We start from the raw sequence: 17,568 nt of genomic DNA, 5'->3' as shown, positions 1-17,568 counted from the left end.
CTTTTTTCATTTTTGCAATCTGTGTGTTAAAGGTAAGAAATTGTCTGCACACAGATCGGGTATTCGCCTACCGCGGGTTCCTCAAATTCCCCGTGAGATTTCTTCTAAATCACACAGAGAATTTCGAGGTATAACTTTAACTTCGTAAGTAGTGAAACCAACTTACACAGTTTTTGTCATAGTCCCTGAGAAAGTTTCCCCCATAACAACTCTTGGTTTAGGGCCATTCCATTCAGGGTCTTTCAAAAGCCTTCTCATATCAACCCACCTTAAATATCCTCTAAAGACCAATGATTTTCTTCTTTCCTCTAATATTTTTGATAGGGATTGTGTTTCAGATAAATACTCTTCAGGCAAATAGGTACCTTTCCTAAATCGTGTTTCTAATAATGAATTTAAAACATCTAATCCTTCTTTTCCTCTATTCAGCCTCGCTAGACATTCTGATTTAATTAGATATACTTCATCCAAAGCTATTCCAGAAAATAATTCGAAATTCCCTGTGTAATGCCCAATGAAATTTACATTTCCATCTTGATTTGGATTATTGAAAAATAAAAATTTCCGTAAATCATTTTCACTGTAGCTATTCACAAGCTCTCTATCCACAAAGCTTAAAGGTGAAGTAAAAGACTGAGATGCTCCCCCACTACTAAAATATATTAATTCATTATTTAAAACTGGGATCGGGTATTGCAAGCCAACTATTGGAAAACTAGTATTCTCAAAAATTTCTGAATAGCCTAAAAGATCAGACTTTTTATCTAGAATCTTTTGAGAAAAATTCAAGGCTTCAGAATAGTTCCCAAGAATTAAATGTATTCTGGCTAGTAATCCATATACTGCCAATTTTCCAGGGTGAACCACTGTCGATTGAGTTTCGGGTAACAATTCCATTGATTCCTCCAAATCAAGAAAAATTCTATTGTAAACTTCTCCAATAGTTGCCAAACCTTGGTGATCATTTACATCTGAATTTAGCTTTATTGGTATTGCTCTCTTCTGTAAATCTGATTCGGTTAAAACAGGTGGAGCAAAAAATTGCAATAGTCCAGTTAAAGCATTTGCTCTATGGAATAGAGCCATCCCACGAAGATTGCGAAGATCATTGATATCATTTTCATTTCTTGGGTTTATTTCACTAACAGTTTCTAAAATGAAATTAGCATGAAAAATGGTAATGTATGGTATGTTCCAAAAGGCATTACCACCAGTTACTTCAAAAATCTCTTGCTTCCATTTGTAGGCATCTCTTGTAAAATCATTGATGAAAGTTAGGTAACCTTGATCATTTGTAAACATATCATCAGCAAGCAATATACCTAAGTTAATTTCTCGATTAATCCGTTGGGTATTTGCAAGAATTGAATAAAGATCATCTATGGTTGTAGGTACAATTATACCTTTTGACGGCCTTTCATCGAGGAAACCTTCACATGATGATATTAATATAAGTACGATAAGGAAATATAATTTTATATTTTTCATAATTTCAGTCTAGTTTAGTTTACAGATCAATTCTTAATCCTATGGCTATGCTGCGAGGTGGTGGGATATTTTGAAAATCAGGATCTACATCGAATTTTGTCTTTTTCCATAAAAGACCTAGGTTGTTGACATAGGTATAAAATTCTGCACTTCTAACGGGTAACCATGGCAACTTGCTTTTTTTCAAATGATATCCAGCCCTGATATCTTGAAGTCGAATATGATCCCCCCTTTCCACCAATGTTTCCGAAAACGTGTAAATGAATTGTCTAAAAGTGTTGTTAGTCAATGGCATTGAGGGAACAGTTGTAATCAATTCATCTCCCGGCTGTCTCCATCTATCATTATAGTCTCTATGAGTAATGCGGCCTGCATAAAGATCTGTATAATCTACTGATAGTCTTCGGAAATAATAGTCTAATCTAAAAGCTACATTGGGGGATATATAAAAATCACCAAAACTAAAGGTATTCCTCAAAGCTCCAAAAGCCTGAGGCCTGGCAGATCCATGAAAAATTAAATCATCGGGTTGAGTTTGAAGCCTAATTCCAATAAAATTGGTACTAGGCTCTCCATTTAAAAATCCAATTGGATCTCCTGTATTTGGATCTAAGCCTCCCGATTTCATGCTAAAAACTGAAAATAATGGTTTTCCCGGAAAAGGTGTGATTCCAAACGAAGATAAGAGATTTACAATTTGAGTGGGAGCCTCATAATTAGTTACCTCCTCTTTCACTCGACTTAAGAAAAAGTTGATTTCCCAATTAAATTTACCTTGCATAGGCTTAGAGTTTAGGGTTAAATCCCAACCTCTTGTTTGAGTATCTGCAAAGTTTCCTCTAAATGTTGTAAATCCAGTGGTTGGAGCAATTGGGAAATCTCCTATAAGATCTAATCCATTTTTACTGTATAATTCGAGACTTATATCTAATAAATTATTTTTGAGACTTGCATCAAATCCAACATTTATTGTTTGTATTTTTTCCCATCTCAGATTTCTGTTCGGGGGATTTCTGATTATTGCATATCGCTGACCAGGATTAATAAAGTTACCATCTGTAACAAAATATGAGGCCGTAGTAAATGCACTTAATGTCCTGTCTACATTACCATTAAATCCATATGTACCTCGAAACCTGAGATATGGGATTGCAGACACATTGAAAAAACTTTCCTCAGAAAGAATCCAAGACAAGCCTGTTGACCAAAGTGGTACTGCCCTTAAGTTAGTTTCAACTCCGAATAAATTAGAGGCATCTTTTCTTGCACTTCCCGTTAATACCAATTTGTTTTTATAGGCGAGTGAAAAATTTCCAAAGTAAGAAATAAATCTATCAACTCTTCCTTCATGGTCTATGCCTGAGGGTATAGTAGCAAGTGCATTATTGGGATTGATCCTAAACTGATTAAACAAATTAACTGGTAAACTGACTGCAAAACTGTTGTTATAACCATAATATCTGTTTGCAGATGCAATGCTATTCACATCTTTAAATTCAGTACCAATTATCCCATTCAATTGAAATTTTTCACTCAATAACCGGTCAATTTTAGCCTGAACTCGACCATAACTGCCATTTGATGTCCCATTCCTAGAATCCATAAATCCACCGATTGGAATTGGTCTAGACAATGACCCATCGGTATTGATTTGTGTAAACCTATTTATCAAATGTCTGGCTTCAAAGCTTTCTGAAGGTCTGTAATTCCTTGATGAAAATTGGTTATTCCAATGTTGGAACAAAACTTCTGTGCTTAACCAATCTGTAACTTTGTAAGCAACTGAAAAATTTACTCGAGCATCTTGTTGTTTAACACTATTTTCAAATATCCCAATTTCCTCCATGGGAAAGAATCTCCAGTCCAACCAATCAGTATCTAAAAAGGAATTCACATACCTTAAGCTGTGCTCTCTTACTATTTGATTAGCTGATCCATCATCATTTCTCAATTTTTCATATGGAAAAAGCGTTGGGATTTGGGTATCAACCAATGAGTTGGATTCGGTGTAGTTGAATGATATCCCAAAATCTAACTTCCTGTTAAGTAGACTCCAATTATTATTGGAGGAAATTGTCGTGCGGGAATTAGAGTTACCAATTTCAGCAGCAAGATTATGATCATGACCTACAGAGAAGCTATAGCGGTAATTTTCTTTTCCGCCCGAAAAACCAAGACTTAACTGATTATTGACAGCAGATCGGTAATAATTATCCATTAGTTCCTGTCTTGAATCAATTTGTCTGAATAAATCTAATCTTCTATCTCTTTCTAAATCAGCAAGTTTTCCGGACCTGTGCTCTAATAAAGTTTCAATTACCGGTGACATTGGCTGTCTTGCATTTAAATTATTAATAGCCGCATTAAAGACGCCCCTGTTAAAAAGCTCATTTTCAACATCAATAAAATCAGAAATATCCATCCATGGCCTCGCCAATAGATTAGGAGCTTCAATGAAATTTGTGTTGGCATTGAATGTTATTTGCATAGGTTGATTGGCTCGACCTCTTTTGGTTTTGATTACTATTACACCATTCCCAGAGCGAGCACCCCAAATAGATGCAGCAGCAGCATCCCTTAGGATGGTTATGGATTCAACATCATTGGGGTTGATATTTTCCAGAGGGCCATCGTATGGAAAGTTATCAATGATGATCAATGGCTGGGTTTCTGCAAAAATGGTACTTCTTCCACGGATTGTAATTCGATCAGACGCAGGTCCTGCCCTGTTGAATACGAGCCCTGATGTAACATCCTCCAATCGCTCCAAAAGATTGGTACTTACTCTCCTGTTAATCAGTTCTTGATCCAGTTGGACAAAAGAACCGGTAGCTCTTTCCTTGGGTATTTCTTGAAATCCTGTAGAAAGGACTTCAACAGTTTGTAATCCCATATCTTGAGCATCAAGATAAATTTCCAGTCCAGTTAAACTTCTATTTACACTGAGTTCTACTTTCTGAGAAGAAAAGCCGATAAATGATACGATAAGAACTTTCGGGAACTTATTATCAGTCCTTAAAACAAACTTACCATCCCCATCTGAAACGGTGGCACGATCGGATCCTTCTTCTTTAATCAGTGCGCCTGGAAGTGGTGTTTGATCATTAGATGCGTAGATGGTTCCGCTAATGTGAACAGTAGCGGCTTCTTGAGCATACATTCCTGTACTTAGCAGAAACAGCCAAAAACTGAGTACAATTTTTTTCATTGTTTTTATAGTTAGGGTTGATGTTTATAATACTCTTGGATTTGGTTTTCCAAGTAATTGATTAAGCCTTGGGTGCTGTATAGAAAATTTCCATTATTGACCATCCTGCCATCAGGGTCTATCAACATCATGGTGGGGAAGCTTCTGATATCGTAATAGCTCAAAAAGGACTGTTCATCTTGTGAACTTCGGTAGTTAACTCCGCTTGAAGGGCTATATATTGATTGGGACACGAGGTCAAGCCAACGTTGATGATCTTTGGAAGACCCTACGTAAATAACTTCTAGCTTTTCAGAAAACTGGAATTGTTTATCCACCTCAGAAACTTTGTGTCTATAAGCAGATTCACTCGCTGAGCAACCTGGAAGCCAAAAACTCAGCAATAGAAATTTTCCTTTATGGTCATTTAGGAAAATTTCATTGCCTTCATAATCCCAAAGTGGCAGTTTGGCAATTGGTGCACCAATCTTTTGAGCTGCAAACATTTTAGCTATTAGTTCATGTAAAAAAGGATCTGATACTCGTGCTAGTGTTTTTTCAAACTGTGCGTTTGAATCTGAAAATCTTCTGAAATTTTGGCTTATAAATTTTACTTCAAGCGCATCATTCAACGCTTGACTTTGGAATGTCAATAAGTCTCTAAATGGTTTTTTGGTAACGGCTGAATTCACAACTTTTTGAGTATACAGATATTCCAAAAAGTGTGGAGAATCGACTGCATTGCTTGGAATTACAGGGATTGAATCCATGAAATATCGATGGAAAAGTGCCAGATATTCCGGGTTATCTTCATAGGTTTTTCTAAATAAATCCACAGGTTCAAAAAGGATTTTACCCATAAGTTCTGTTTGAAGCGCTTGAAAAAAATCCTTTTCCAATAGGTGTTTAAATGGCTGCAATTGTGACCAAACTGGATGCTGTGTATAGTCAGCTCCAAGTTGCCTATCCAAATACTTGATCTTGTCTTCAAGACTCACCAAGGGTTCAATTGACCTGTGAACTGATGATTTTTTTTGAATTGCCTGATAATAAGCGATCGAATCTTTGGATGAACTCGCCCAAAATCGCTTATTTGAAGTCAACATTGCAGGGTCTATGGAGAATTTCCATTCATCCCATGACATCTGAAGAGAATGTTGGGCCCTGAATTTTTCCGCAGATGGGCCGGAAAATAGTGTCTGCCCTTTTTCCAAATCAAAACCAATTCTAACAGAATCACCGGGTTGGATGATGATTTTATCTAGCAAGTCATACCGCCCATTTTTAATAGTTAAGAAAGCTGATTTTGAAATCGGAGGAGAGGTCCAATCCAGAACTTTGGATTCCCTGCTCCCTTCGAACATATTTCCACTAGTCAAAAAATGGTTTTGTATCTTGGCTTGAGGAAGATCGGTAGGAATATCTAGCAAGCTCTCCCAGAAAAAAACCTGTAAAGAATCTGGGAAAGGGTTTTTCTTGATTTCTATTCTAATGAATACACGTTTAGGTATGGGCTCATCGGAGGGATTAGACAAACCAAAAGTTGGCATGGACATTAGAAGCATACCACTATAAATTAGAGGAATAGTGAGTTTTTTCATAAGTTTTAAATGTAGTTTATCAGGTAACTTAAATCCTTGAAATAGGCTAAAAGCCAGATTTGATCCCTGCTTGAAGCCAAGGATAATAACCTCAGCAACACCAGCGCCACCTTAAGTACTTCTACAGCTGTATGGGAATCCTTGATCGCTTTATCAGTATGAGCAAAGTATGGAAGGATTTCAGGTTGACGAAGAACTTTGCAAAACTGTCACCAATTGACAAATCAGCAGTTTTTCTACAACCATTCATTTGTCTTTCTTTTTAAATACTGTGGATCGTGTTCCTCTTGAAATCCTTGGCAAAAGACAAAGTAATTCCAGTTAACCTATGCAATTATGTATACATGGAACAATGGAGTACTTTGATGCCAAAATGATTGGATTATCCACTGGAGTTAGAAATGCCGGACAAGGCCTGGAGGCAGCAAAATTTTACTAAGAAATCAAATGGGATGAAATAAATATCCCTAGATCTTCTGTATCAGATCGAGAGTAAAAGGAAACCTGAAGTGGGAAATTCAACTATCGGACTGATCACCAATAGGTTCCAATCCAGCTCCAGGCTCCGGCCTTATCTGAAACCCTTAGGGGCATCAGGACCGGCCCGCACCGCTGTAGTACCGTCACCTTTTGTGTATCCGTTAGCTACATTTGGGTCTATTGAATCGTTTCACCTTTATGAGAAAAGACGCGGTGTGGGTCCTGTGAGGGTGACAGGCAACTTTTCAGCTGTCGTCAAATAGCAATCTGATGATTGCAGTGGTTGAAAGTGAGTTCATGGTGCTGGGTTTATGGTTTTGTAATTTCTTGACCTAGCTGGCTGCTAAGGAGGAAACTCATTGTTCATTCTAAATTCATCACTCTTCATTCATAATTCTACACTCATCATTCATCACTCTACATTCCAAAAAGGCATGGCAGTCCCAGGAAGCATGATGCATCAATTTTTTCATGCAGTCAGATGAGGAGCTAAGAAGACTTGATAAGCGGTCTGGACAGACTTCTTCCAGGCTACCTAAGAGGCAACTATTACCTTATAGAATAATTGGAATACATTTCCCAGGACCTTCTGCAGCAGGTCGGGAATAAAAGGAACAGGGAATCCGGATACGTAGCACAAATAGCCACTTCTACCCTTCCTTACCTAGGGCATATCCATCAAACCGGAGATTTGATGACGTTCTTTAAAAGTTCAAATAGGGTGAGGGTTCTTCCAGACTCATGCGGCATACAGACAGCAGTCCTCCCCTTCTCTTGACTGAGAAGCTGATTATTCAATTCGAATGTGGAACTGTGTGTCATACTCGCTTGCATTGGTCAGCTATATAAAAACGAGTCTGGACGAAGTCGAAAAAAAAGAACACTATAGCGTGGGCTTCTATCTCAACCACATCACAAGGTTCCGACGCCTTAAGGGGTGATTTCGATAGGGCCCAAGCGCTATAGTGCATACAAATGTACACAAAATAACCTCTTGGGCATTAACCTACCGTCTCTCCCTTGTCAAATTGTCGGAATTTGTGATAGAGACTCTTAGTTTAATGACTGCTAATAATCTTCAATTAATTCAGGTCTAATTACCTGATATTCCAAAAGTATATATTTCAGTACAAATAAAAAAATTATTGATATAAAATGTACTAGAAAATATTTATCGATTTGCTCATTATGAGCAAAATAGACTATTTAAGAGCAGAAAACATCTCCAAAAATTTACAATTAATTATGAAGGAGGCAGATTTAACGGTTGATGGAATTGTAGAATTCACAAAAGTCTCAAAGCCTACAATCGACAGGGCGATTTTAAAGCTTTCAAATATATCCCCAAATAAGCTAAATGAAATTGCGCTTTCATTCGGCTTAACATCTTCTCAAATTTCAAATAAGTATCCGGTAAAAACTAGCCATATCCCAAAACTTCAGAAGCTAATTAATTTTAAGTCTGATGATTCCGCAAACCCTAAATATTTCATTAGTTTATCAAAAATTCATAATGCTCATAGGTTCGTTAAAGACCAACTTTTAACAGATACTTATTTTAGAGAGGAAAGAAGGTTAAGCGAAATAAAGACAAGGCTAAAATCTAATAGTTTGTTTGTTAGATCTTTTTCTGATAGCGCTTTAGAACAAGCGATAAAAAGAATTGCTGAGGAATTTGAATGGTTTAAAATCTCTAGAAAAAGTCCAAATGGTAAAGTGTTTTATTACAAAGTATTGGTTTTGAATTCTCCTATCCAATAAAAAAGCAAAAATACCGTGATCAGGGTATTTTTTAGGCGATGGGGATTGGGTAGATTTGGGGGTAATTGGAATATTTCCACTATTGAAGAGGAAAGAGCCCTAAATAAGAATACTTTCCTCTATAGAGGGAAGCAAAATGTTAGCCACAACATTAAAATAGACAAAATATAAGAATATGATCACAAAATGGACTATTAAAAATTTTAAATCAGTATCCAAAAAGACTGACCTAAAATTTGAACCACTAACTATTTTCGCAGGGGCAAACAGTTCTGGAAAGAGTACAATCATTCAAAGTTTACTTTTAACTGCTCAAACAATCCAAAACTCGGTAACATCTAGATCTGTAATTTTGAATGGGCACATTTCGAAATTTGGAAATTTTAATGATATACTTTCACACAATGAAAATGATAAAAACGATAAAAACGATATTGAAATAGGCTTTTCATTGATACCAAGTAAAAATCATCTAAATACTGATTTTCTTTCTAGAAGGTACATGATCCACTATGATGAAGAAATTAATAAAGTTGATTTACAATTTAGTTTTTCTGCAAATAGTAATCAAGTAGAACAACTCAACCCGACTTTAAACAGTGTAAATATTCAAAGTGATTTAAATGAAAAAGTAAAGCAAAAAATCAATATTAAAAAATCGGCGAAATCATTTGAGGAAAGAAAAACCGAATTCAAAATAAATACTTTATCAAACATTGATAAACAATCAATGGAATTCGAGGTCGAAATCTCACCAAAAACAAGAACCGCTGGAAGATATTACAGAATTCCAAGCGACATTAAATTTATAGGGGTCAATTTGTTACATTTTCTACCATACAGTGTAACTGGTGTATATAATGAACTAGATTCAGAAATATCGTATATTTTAAAAACACTTGAGGGCAAAATCCCATACATAGATTTTGATAATATAGAGCATGTTGATGTAATACTTAATGATGAATTTAAAACATTGATATTAAATTTATTTTCGGAACTAGTCGAAAATACAAAGGCTATAGATGATATTCAAAATCAGAAGATAATTGAGAGTTTTAACTCTTCTTTGAAAGCTTTAAAAAACGATTTTACTTTACAAAGTTTAAAAAGATGCTTGAGTAATAGATATTTTCAAAGGACAATAGCCACTTTATTTGAAGATAAAAAGACAGAAATTGAGAAAATATTTAGCAAAATTAGATCTGATGAATATATTAAAGTAAGAACATTACCATTGCATTTGCCAGAAGTAGACTATATTGAAAACTATTTTAAAAGAAATTTAAAATATCTAGGACCACTGAGAGATGAACCAAAAGCAATATACCCATTAGAGGGATACGCTGATTCAACTGATGTAGGATTTAAGGGGGAAAACACGGCCGCTGTTTTAGAAGTTCATAAAAACACAATTGTATCTTATATACCTTCATCAGAATTTGATAAAAACATCGAAGAAAAAGTGACAAAGAAAGACACGCTTCAAAACGCAGTATTAGATTGGCTTATTTATTTAGGCGTAGCTGCAAATTATAAAACTTCGGATAAAGGTAAATTGGGACACGAATTAACCGTTTCAACGGACTCATCAAATAATTTTCAAGATTTAACCCATGTTGGAGTAGGAGTAAGCCAGGTTTTACCAATTTTAGTTTTGTCATTGCTTGCCAACTCTGATTCAACATTAATTTTTGAACAACCAGAACTTCATCTTCACCCAAAGGTTCAGACACGTTTGGCAGATTTTTTTATTTCTTTAAATATTTTAGACAAACAATGTTTAGTAGAAACACATAGTGAATACTTAATAAATAGATTACGTTATTTAGTTGCAACCTCAAATGGAGAAACGTTATCAAATAATTCAATTTTATATTTTGTCGAAAAAGAAAATTCATTATCCACATACAATGAAATAAGAATAAACAAGTATGGAGTCATAAAAGATTGGCCTAAGGGATTTTTCGATGAAAGCGAAAAACTAGCTTCAAAGATGTTAGAAGCAGCTATGTTAAAGAGAAAAAGAGAAAAGGAGGATTAATTATGAATTTCTTTATTGATCCATATGTTTTTTCTTTTGATAAAGAGAGCATAACCAAAATCCAATTAGAAGAATTCATTGAGAATTTAATTGATTGGAAAAAACTTATTGATTTAAATTGGGGAAGTGTTTTTAAGCCAACTGAGACTTTTGATATATTATTCAAACATAATTTATTCCCTTACATTGACACCTTAAAGGAATTAGTTGATAAATATAACATTGACTACATACAACCAGAAGAAATAGATAAGATTGTCAATGCAATTCTAAATAAATTACCTCACATTGAGGACCATTGTGAGATTTTTGACGTTTTAATTGATAATGATAATTTTTCAGATATCGAAAATAGAAATGAAGATTTTATTTATTTGTTAAAAAAAATAGCAACCATCTTAGAAATTGATTGCGTAATAAACAAAAAAAACAATAACAAAAACATAATTATCTCAAATGGTTTAAAAGAACCTCTTATAAAGTTTGATGCACTTATATCATTAATAGATTCAAAACATCAAATAGATTTACCGTTGGCAATAAATGTAGAATTTTTCCATTTTTCTAACTTTAAACTATTTTGCTCTAAAATTGAGCCAGCAATAATAGTTATTAATGAGCAAAGTGATGTGTGTGTCAAAATGGCCATTTACATTAAATTATTTCAAATTGACCCTAACTGCAATTACATCTATGAAGAAAAAGAACCAAACTTTGTATTGCATGATAGTTTTTTCCAATCAATGAGGAATTTGAATTTCCATAAAGATGAATCAAAAATAAATCTATTGCTTAGGTCTTTGTATGAAGAAGTCCTAAATATCAATATGAAAGATACCCATGAATTAAGAGAAGGGAAAAGCGGTGGTAGCAATCAAATTTCTCATAAGGGGTATTTGGCTTGGAGACGAGATATTGATTATGAATACCATCTGCATTATTGGAGAAAGGGTGATGAATTAATTTTTACAGATATTGTACCACACAACAATTTTAAAATAACTAAAATATAAATACTGTGGCTAACATATAAGGGCTAAACCGAAGTGGAGCGCAGCGGAATTTCGGAATTAGCCCCTGTTGACAGAAGTGTAGCGGGGTTGAGCGGAGATTTAGCTATGGGGATTAAAAGTTTGGAGATGCCAGTACCTACCTATTTAGGTACTATCAAGTTAAATAAATCAGCATGAATTTTGTTATGTTTGGCTTATAGCATAATTTTGTCACAACAAATAACTCTTATTTCAGTTTTAAAATAGAGTTAAAAACATAAATCCTATGAGTACGATTTTAGAAAATTTAGTAAAGTATTTTCAGAATAATTCAAGAGCTGAAATTGATAAGGATTGGGCCGATTCTGAAAAATACGATCAAATAGGTCCGAAAATTAGTGATTTTTTAGAACAGTCTAAGTTGTTTTATGTAATTGAACCACAGGACTCTTACTGGGAGTTCAATTGTTTAAATAATATAATTAAAAATCCGGAGTTTTCTTCGGATTTTTTTTATTTTAGCATTTAACTAAGCACTTTAGATTATTAAATTCATATGCAAAAAGCAGCATTTTCTTTAGAACGCTATAGATTTGAAAAGGTCTTTATTGATTTTTCTAATAAAACATCAAATGATTTAAATATAGGCTTTGTGCCATCTGGTAAGTTTTATAAAGATAAATCATTATATGAGTTGAATTTTGTTTTTGAAGCACACACTGAATCTTCAGAACAGCCTTTTGTGAAAATTGAATGCATAGCCGAGTTTCAATTTGAGGATAACGTAGATTTTGACGCGATTCCAACATATTTTTACCGGAATAGCATTGCGATATTATTCCCCTATATAAGGGCATTTATTGGGACGGTAACACTCCAGGCAAATATTCCTCCAATCGTTTTGCCAACCATGAACTTGTCATCATTAGAAATCCCGTTAAGAGAAAGCACAGAACAATCTTAAAAATATTTTTTTCGTGAAAAAAAAAACTTTATATCAAACATTAGAAGATAGAGGGAATCCTGATTATATAGAAGCTCATGCTCCTTTTCTTTGTAAGTGGAGAAATACTTGGTTAGGAGATGGGTATTACTTTTGGGATACTTTTATTGAAAATGCACATTGGTGGGGTGAAGTAAGGTATAGTAATACTTATGTTATTTGTAAAGCAACTTGTGATTATGATCCTATAAAATGCTTTGACTTGGTAGGAGATACTGAACATATGCTTGATTTTAACAATACTATTGAGTTTTTAAGAAGCCAAAAATTAATTACTGATGACACAACAGTTGCTCGTGTGTTGGAATTTTTAAAAAGAAAAACAGGCGCTTTTAATTATGAGGCTATTCGAGTTTATGGAATAAAATCAATATCTGAACATAAAGAAGCCTATAGAAAGTATAGACATCGATTAATCTTTGAATTATCAAAACCTCAATACCTAGATTACAAACCTGCGATTCAAATTTGTCTCTTTAAAAAAAATAGCCTAAACCTGAGAGATATTAAAATTGAATATCCTGATGAATACAATTCGGATGCTGTAATATGAACTACCTATAAAAATGCAAACCCTGAAGTCTCTAGCAAGCCATCATGTCCTGTTGACTACTAAGTTTAAGAAAATGAAAACAATAAATACAAAATATCATGATTGATTAAATTGCAAAATTAGTGCTAACAGGTGGAATTAAAGAATCTATCAGTTTATTTTTCGAAAAATTAAAAAAAGGAATAATTAAAGAAAATGATAAACCAGCCATTATTGAAGCTACTACCTCAATTCAGCAAGCGAATATTAAGACAAAAAACTTTATTTCAGATAATGGATATCTCAGAAATGAAGAACTTACCAAGTTATGGTTGATTGCATTAGAAAAAGTCGTTAAAGCTAGAATTGATGAAAATCTTCCTGAATATTTATTTCATAAGTCAAGATTCTGGGGAGAACCCAAAGACTGGCTCAATAATCCTGAAACACTTAGATTATTACCAAAGCTAATTGAACTGGACAAGAAATGTGAAATGCTTCTGATGACTTTAAAAAAATAAAAGCTGCTGCTAACATATAAGGGCTAAACCGAAGTGGAGCGCAGCGGCACTTCGACAGGCTCAGTGACCTAATTTCGGAATTGGCCCCTGTTGACAGAAGTGTAGCGGGGTTGAGGGGAGGTTCCATGATTTTAGATTTTAGAAGTTAGATTGTAGGTTGAGTTGTCGGGGTTGTTAGGGTTGTCTAGTTGTCATGGTTGTCAAACACGCCCCGAGTCTTGAGTCTTGGTTCTTGCTTCTTGCTTCTTCCTTCTTAACACGCCCTGAGTCTAGCGTCTCGCATCTAGTATCTCGCCTCTCCACTTGGGAGAAGGTCACTTGAAACCGGTCTATCCCTTGTCTATTCCGGCGATACCGGGCCACTGATTCCGGAGTATAGTGGGCCACTTTTTACGGGAATCATTGGGCCACTTTCCTACTGCAATTAATGTTAATTAAATCAAACGCCCAATCTCTTTTTTTTTCTCATTGAATCTCCCTCGAGTTCTATTCTATGTGAGGAGTAAACGAGCCTATCGAGTACGGCGTCTGCGATACTGTTATCACCAATGGTTTCATGCCATTTTTCCACAGGGATCTGTGAGGCGATGATAGTTGAGTTCTTTTCATAACGGTCCTCCATGATGTCCATTAATGCGTGCCTGGCCTGATTATCCATTGGTGCAAGACCAAAATCATCTAATATCAGTAAGGGGGTTCTTTCCAGTTTTTTAATCAGACTGTGATATGTTCCTTCTAGTTTGGCAAGCCTTACGGCGTCGAACAGGCGGGCGGTATTATAGTAAAGGGTCCTTTGCCTAAACTGGCAAGCTTTGATGCCAAGGCACTGTGCCAGATAACTTTTCCCACATCCGGTAGCTCCTGTGATGATAATGTTTTCCCTGTTCTTGATAAAACCGAGTCCAAGCAGTTTTTCAAAAACCGACCTGTCCAGTTTCCGTGGGGAATGATAATCAATGTCGGTGGGTGAGACACTCTGTCTGAAGTTTGCCTACCGGATCAGGTTGTCAATGGTCTTGTTGTTTCTGGACTCCCACTCGCTGTCAACCAGAAAGGTCAGCAGTTCATCAGAAGAATATTCCCTGTAAAGGTTTTCAGTCAGGCTTCTGTTGTAAAGGTCAGCCATGGTTGACATACGCATCTGTCTCATTTTTTCGATTGTACTGTAATGGTTCATATATCTTGTAATTAAGTGGTTGAGTAATCTTGGGGGCATCATTTGTATGAGCCCCTGATATTTCCATGGCCCGGTGTTACATGGTCTTGTCCGGAAAACAGGTCTGTTATATCCATTTTGTTTTTCAATATCTTTTCAATGGTATGATAGCTGGATTTTTCAAACCCCAATGCCCTTTTGCAGGCATTTTCAATCCGTTCAGGGGTGTAGCTTTTTGTCAGACCAAGTATGCCCTGGGCCTGCTTGTATCCGATTTCCGGGTAGTCATACTGACCGATAAGCCGACTTATGTAATTTTTGGTATCAGGGCCTATTTTTTCTGCTCTTTTTTCAAAGTGTTCCGGGTTCCAGTTGTTGTAGTACTGGTGGCTGCTTGGCATGTGTTCCCCGACAGTTGTATACGTCCCGGCCTTGTAACTTCTCTTATGAAAGGCGATCCTTTCATTGCGGTAGAATATTTCCACGGTATCCTGGTTATACTGTATCTCCACCGAAAGCCCTATAAAGCGGTATGGGCAGCTGTAATAGTTCTTATCCTCACTCATGTAAACATGGGATGTTTTTTGGACAGTGCCCCTTTTATAATTCCTGATACTGTATATCCCCTGGGGCAGAGGTTGAAGGAAAGCTTTTTCGGTATCTATAAAATGACTTCTGCGGCTGCCGTTTCCATGACTGAACAGATAATCATTGTATTCCACAAGCCTGTCCGCAATAGCATCATTGAGCTGGGCAAGACTGAAAAATGTATGCTGCTGAATGGGATAAAATATGCGTTGGTACACAAGGGTGACGGCACGTTCTACAAGAGCCTTATCCTGCGGTCTGTAAGGCCTGGTCGGATCCAGGGAGCATCCGTAAAACAGACCAAAATCAGCAAAAGTCTTGTTCAGGACAGGGGCATACTTAGAACCCTTACTTACAGCTGACTTGAGATTATCCGGAACAATGGCGTACGGAACCCCTCCGAGCCATCCGAGACAATAAACCAGGCAGCTTATAAAGTCCTCACGCTTTTGGCTCGGAACGGCCCTCACGTACGTATATTGGCTGCAGGGAAGGACGGCAACAAAGACCTCTACGGCTATCTGTTCCCCTGTACTGCGGTCAACATAATGAAGTTTTTTGCCGCAGAAGTCAACAAAAAGCTTTTCTCCTGCCAGATGTTCGAGCTTGCCGCTTACATTGTTGCGTCTACTCCATTGCCTGTAATGCCAGGTAAACTGGCTGTATTTATACCCGTCAGGATTTTTTTCAATATATCCCCTCCATAGAATCTGAAGGGTACACCCAGGTTTGCGGAGCTCTTGCTGGATAAAGGAAAACATCCCTGAAAGCTGTTCATATCTCTGCTTTTCGGTCTGACCGTTTTTACTGAAAACATCTTCCAGATCGCTGTTTTCAAGCAATAAAAGTTCGGAATAACCAAGAGATAGTTCCTTGAACCTACCTACATAACTGTCAACCGTTTTTCGGTTGATCCCCATAAGTTCGGCAACCTTGCGGTTGCTCAGACCTTTCTGTTTAAACAAAATTAAACTTCTTAAATCCATGATGTCTATTCTTTGTCCTGCCATGTAGCTCGTTGTTTTAACAGCTACAAGACTATAAACTATTCATGGAAAGTGGCCCAATGACCTCCGTTTTGGATTATACATCATTCCAAAAAAATGGCCCAATGACCTCCGGAATCCAAACGGTTTTATTGGCCCATTGATTCCCGGAATCCATGGCCCAATATCACCGGAATCCCTGGCCCGTTGACCTCCGTTTTAGACATTTTAGGAAGCGGTTGTTTGAAATCTGTCGAAGGTTCTAAAGAAATCATAACCAAATTTACTATTTTTAGTAGGTCTGAAAAATAGTTGAACTAAGAATCAGAAGAGACTTTTTCAAGGTCTGCCGTTGGGAGCAATCCCCCATATATGATCCATATTTACTTTCAGAGCTAACGCATGGAGTGACGAAAATTAAATATGAAATTCTACATAGGGGAATAGTATTTTTCAATGCTAAAATATTGCACTATTCTTTACGTTAGTCAGAATTAGATTAAAAAAACATACTTGATGAGCATAAACCAAAAAATAGTAGATCTAGGACTCCTGAAAGAAGCATTTGAGAATGCCAATATCAATAGTTATGATGAGAATAGAAAGTTAGCAAAAACTTTAAAGGAAATATTACTAGAAATAGGAATGAAATCTGATGCTATCTCATTTGAGACTTTCTATTCAAACTTTTACATCAAACCTCACGAGTCTCACAAATTATGGGGAGATTGGTCAGATAAATGGCAAAATGCAAGAGATGGGCTTTCAACATTATGCACTAAGGCCATTACCATATTAGAACGGAATGAAGACGACAAGGACAGGAAAATTAAAGCCCTTGAAGATCGACTAAAACAATTTAAAGATAGTACTAAGATAGAGGGAAGAACGGTTTCTGGTAAACCAACTACAAATTGGAAATTAACACGAAACTTAGGTTTTTGGGGAGTTTGGATATCAGCAACTTCATTATTATGTTGGATTACTTTTGAAATTGGAAAAGCACAAGAGAGAGGAGATAAAAATAAAGCTGAGACTGAATTGGAGAACAAACTAAGGGAATTTGAAACTTTAAAAGAGAAATCAAAGACCCAATTAAAAAATAAATCAGATACGATTGAATTGTATTATAATCAAGTTGACCTTCTTGAAATAAAAATAGACTCAATTATTAAAGAAATTTATTGATAACAGGCACCAACAGTGGTTGGTGCAAATTGAAAAAATAG

Annotated in this window: 14 protein-coding genes; 8 read left to right on the top strand and 6 right to left on the bottom strand. The window is 35.9% G+C overall.

Annotated features, from left to right (window positions below; translation table 11 throughout):
- Window positions 1–162: 162 nt before the first annotated feature.
- Genes CLV48_RS19895 through CLV48_RS19885 form a run of 3 tightly spaced genes read right to left on the bottom strand, consistent with a single transcriptional unit; the run spans window position 163 to window position 6,276 of the window.
- Window positions 163–1,488, bottom strand: a complete 1,326-nt coding sequence (locus CLV48_RS19895) for a RagB/SusD family nutrient uptake outer membrane protein (protein WP_106569056.1) — start codon at window positions 1,486–1,488, stop codon at window positions 163–165.
- 19 nt (window positions 1,489–1,507) lie between these two features.
- Window positions 1,508–4,696, bottom strand: coding sequence for a SusC/RagA family TonB-linked outer membrane protein (locus CLV48_RS19890; RefSeq protein ID WP_106569055.1), 3,189 nt, complete (start codon window positions 4,694–4,696; stop codon window positions 1,508–1,510).
- A gap of 11 nt (window positions 4,697–4,707) precedes the next feature.
- Window positions 4,708–6,276 (bottom strand): TlpA family protein disulfide reductase, encoded by a 1,569-nt coding sequence (locus CLV48_RS19885; RefSeq protein WP_106569054.1) that lies wholly within the window; start codon window positions 6,274–6,276, stop codon window positions 4,708–4,710.
- A 1,668-nt stretch (window positions 6,277–7,944) separates the two neighbouring features.
- Between CLV48_RS19885 and CLV48_RS19880 the strand changes: the two genes are divergently transcribed.
- The 7 genes from CLV48_RS19880 (at window position 7,945) to CLV48_RS19850 (ending at window position 13,609) form a co-directional block, all read left to right on the top strand.
- Window positions 7,945–8,517, top strand: coding sequence for a hypothetical protein (locus CLV48_RS19880; protein ID WP_106569053.1), 573 nt, complete (start codon window positions 7,945–7,947; stop codon window positions 8,515–8,517).
- Between the two features lie 175 nt (window positions 8,518–8,692).
- The gene (locus tag CLV48_RS19875) at window positions 8,693–10,561 is read left to right on the top strand and encodes a DUF3696 domain-containing protein (RefSeq protein ID WP_106569052.1); all 1,869 of its coding nucleotides are present in this window, start codon (window positions 8,693–8,695) and stop codon (window positions 10,559–10,561) included.
- A 2-nt stretch (window positions 10,562–10,563) separates the two neighbouring features.
- Window positions 10,564–11,574, top strand: coding sequence for a hypothetical protein (locus CLV48_RS19870; RefSeq protein WP_106569051.1), 1,011 nt, complete (start codon window positions 10,564–10,566; stop codon window positions 11,572–11,574).
- Between the two features lie 265 nt (window positions 11,575–11,839).
- Entirely contained in the window at window positions 11,840–12,082 is a 243-nt protein-coding gene (locus CLV48_RS19865) for a hypothetical protein (protein ID WP_106569050.1), read from the top strand.
- Window positions 12,083–12,109: 27 nt separating this feature from the next.
- The gene (locus CLV48_RS19860) at window positions 12,110–12,517 is read left to right on the top strand and encodes a protein-export chaperone SecB (RefSeq protein ID WP_106569049.1); all 408 of its coding nucleotides are present in this window, start codon (window positions 12,110–12,112) and stop codon (window positions 12,515–12,517) included.
- A 13-nt stretch (window positions 12,518–12,530) separates the two neighbouring features.
- The gene (locus CLV48_RS19855) at window positions 12,531–13,109 is read left to right on the top strand and encodes a hypothetical protein (protein WP_106569048.1); all 579 of its coding nucleotides are present in this window, start codon (window positions 12,531–12,533) and stop codon (window positions 13,107–13,109) included.
- 122 nt (window positions 13,110–13,231) lie between these two features.
- Window positions 13,232–13,609 (top strand): hypothetical protein, encoded by a 378-nt coding sequence (locus tag CLV48_RS19850; protein WP_106569047.1) that lies wholly within the window; start codon window positions 13,232–13,234, stop codon window positions 13,607–13,609.
- A 439-nt stretch (window positions 13,610–14,048) separates the two neighbouring features.
- Here the strand turns inward: CLV48_RS19850 and CLV48_RS20805 are convergent, their stop codons facing one another.
- The 3 genes from CLV48_RS20805 to istA are packed head-to-tail and all read right to left on the bottom strand — an operon-like array spanning window position 14,049 to window position 16,363.
- The gene (locus CLV48_RS20805; RefSeq protein WP_281261116.1) at window positions 14,049–14,567 is read right to left on the bottom strand and encodes an ATP-binding protein; all 519 of its coding nucleotides are present in this window, start codon (window positions 14,565–14,567) and stop codon (window positions 14,049–14,051) included.
- Between the two features lie 33 nt (window positions 14,568–14,600).
- Entirely contained in the window at window positions 14,601–14,786 is a 186-nt protein-coding gene (locus tag CLV48_RS20800; protein WP_245889622.1) for a hypothetical protein, read from the bottom strand.
- Window positions 14,787–14,824: 38 nt separating this feature from the next.
- Window positions 14,825–16,363: an IS21 family transposase gene (gene istA / locus CLV48_RS19840; protein WP_106569046.1), complete on the bottom strand. Its 1,539-nt coding sequence runs from the start codon at window positions 16,361–16,363 to the stop codon at window positions 14,825–14,827.
- Between the two features lie 492 nt (window positions 16,364–16,855).
- On the opposite strand from istA, the gene CLV48_RS19835 reads away from it, so the two are divergent.
- Window positions 16,856–17,527 carry a hypothetical protein gene (locus tag CLV48_RS19835; RefSeq protein WP_106569045.1) on the top strand — a complete coding sequence of 224 codons (672 nt, stop codon included), beginning with the start codon at window positions 16,856–16,858 and terminating at the stop codon, window positions 17,525–17,527.
- Window positions 17,528–17,568: the final 41 nt, after the last annotated feature.

It is taken from the genome of Cecembia rubra, from assembly GCF_003014575.1.
Lineage (GTDB): Bacteria > Bacteroidota > Bacteroidia > Cytophagales > Cyclobacteriaceae > Cecembia_A > Cecembia_A rubra.
Note: the sequence above shows the minus strand (reverse complement) of the source record. Positions and strands in the feature narration are given on the sequence as shown.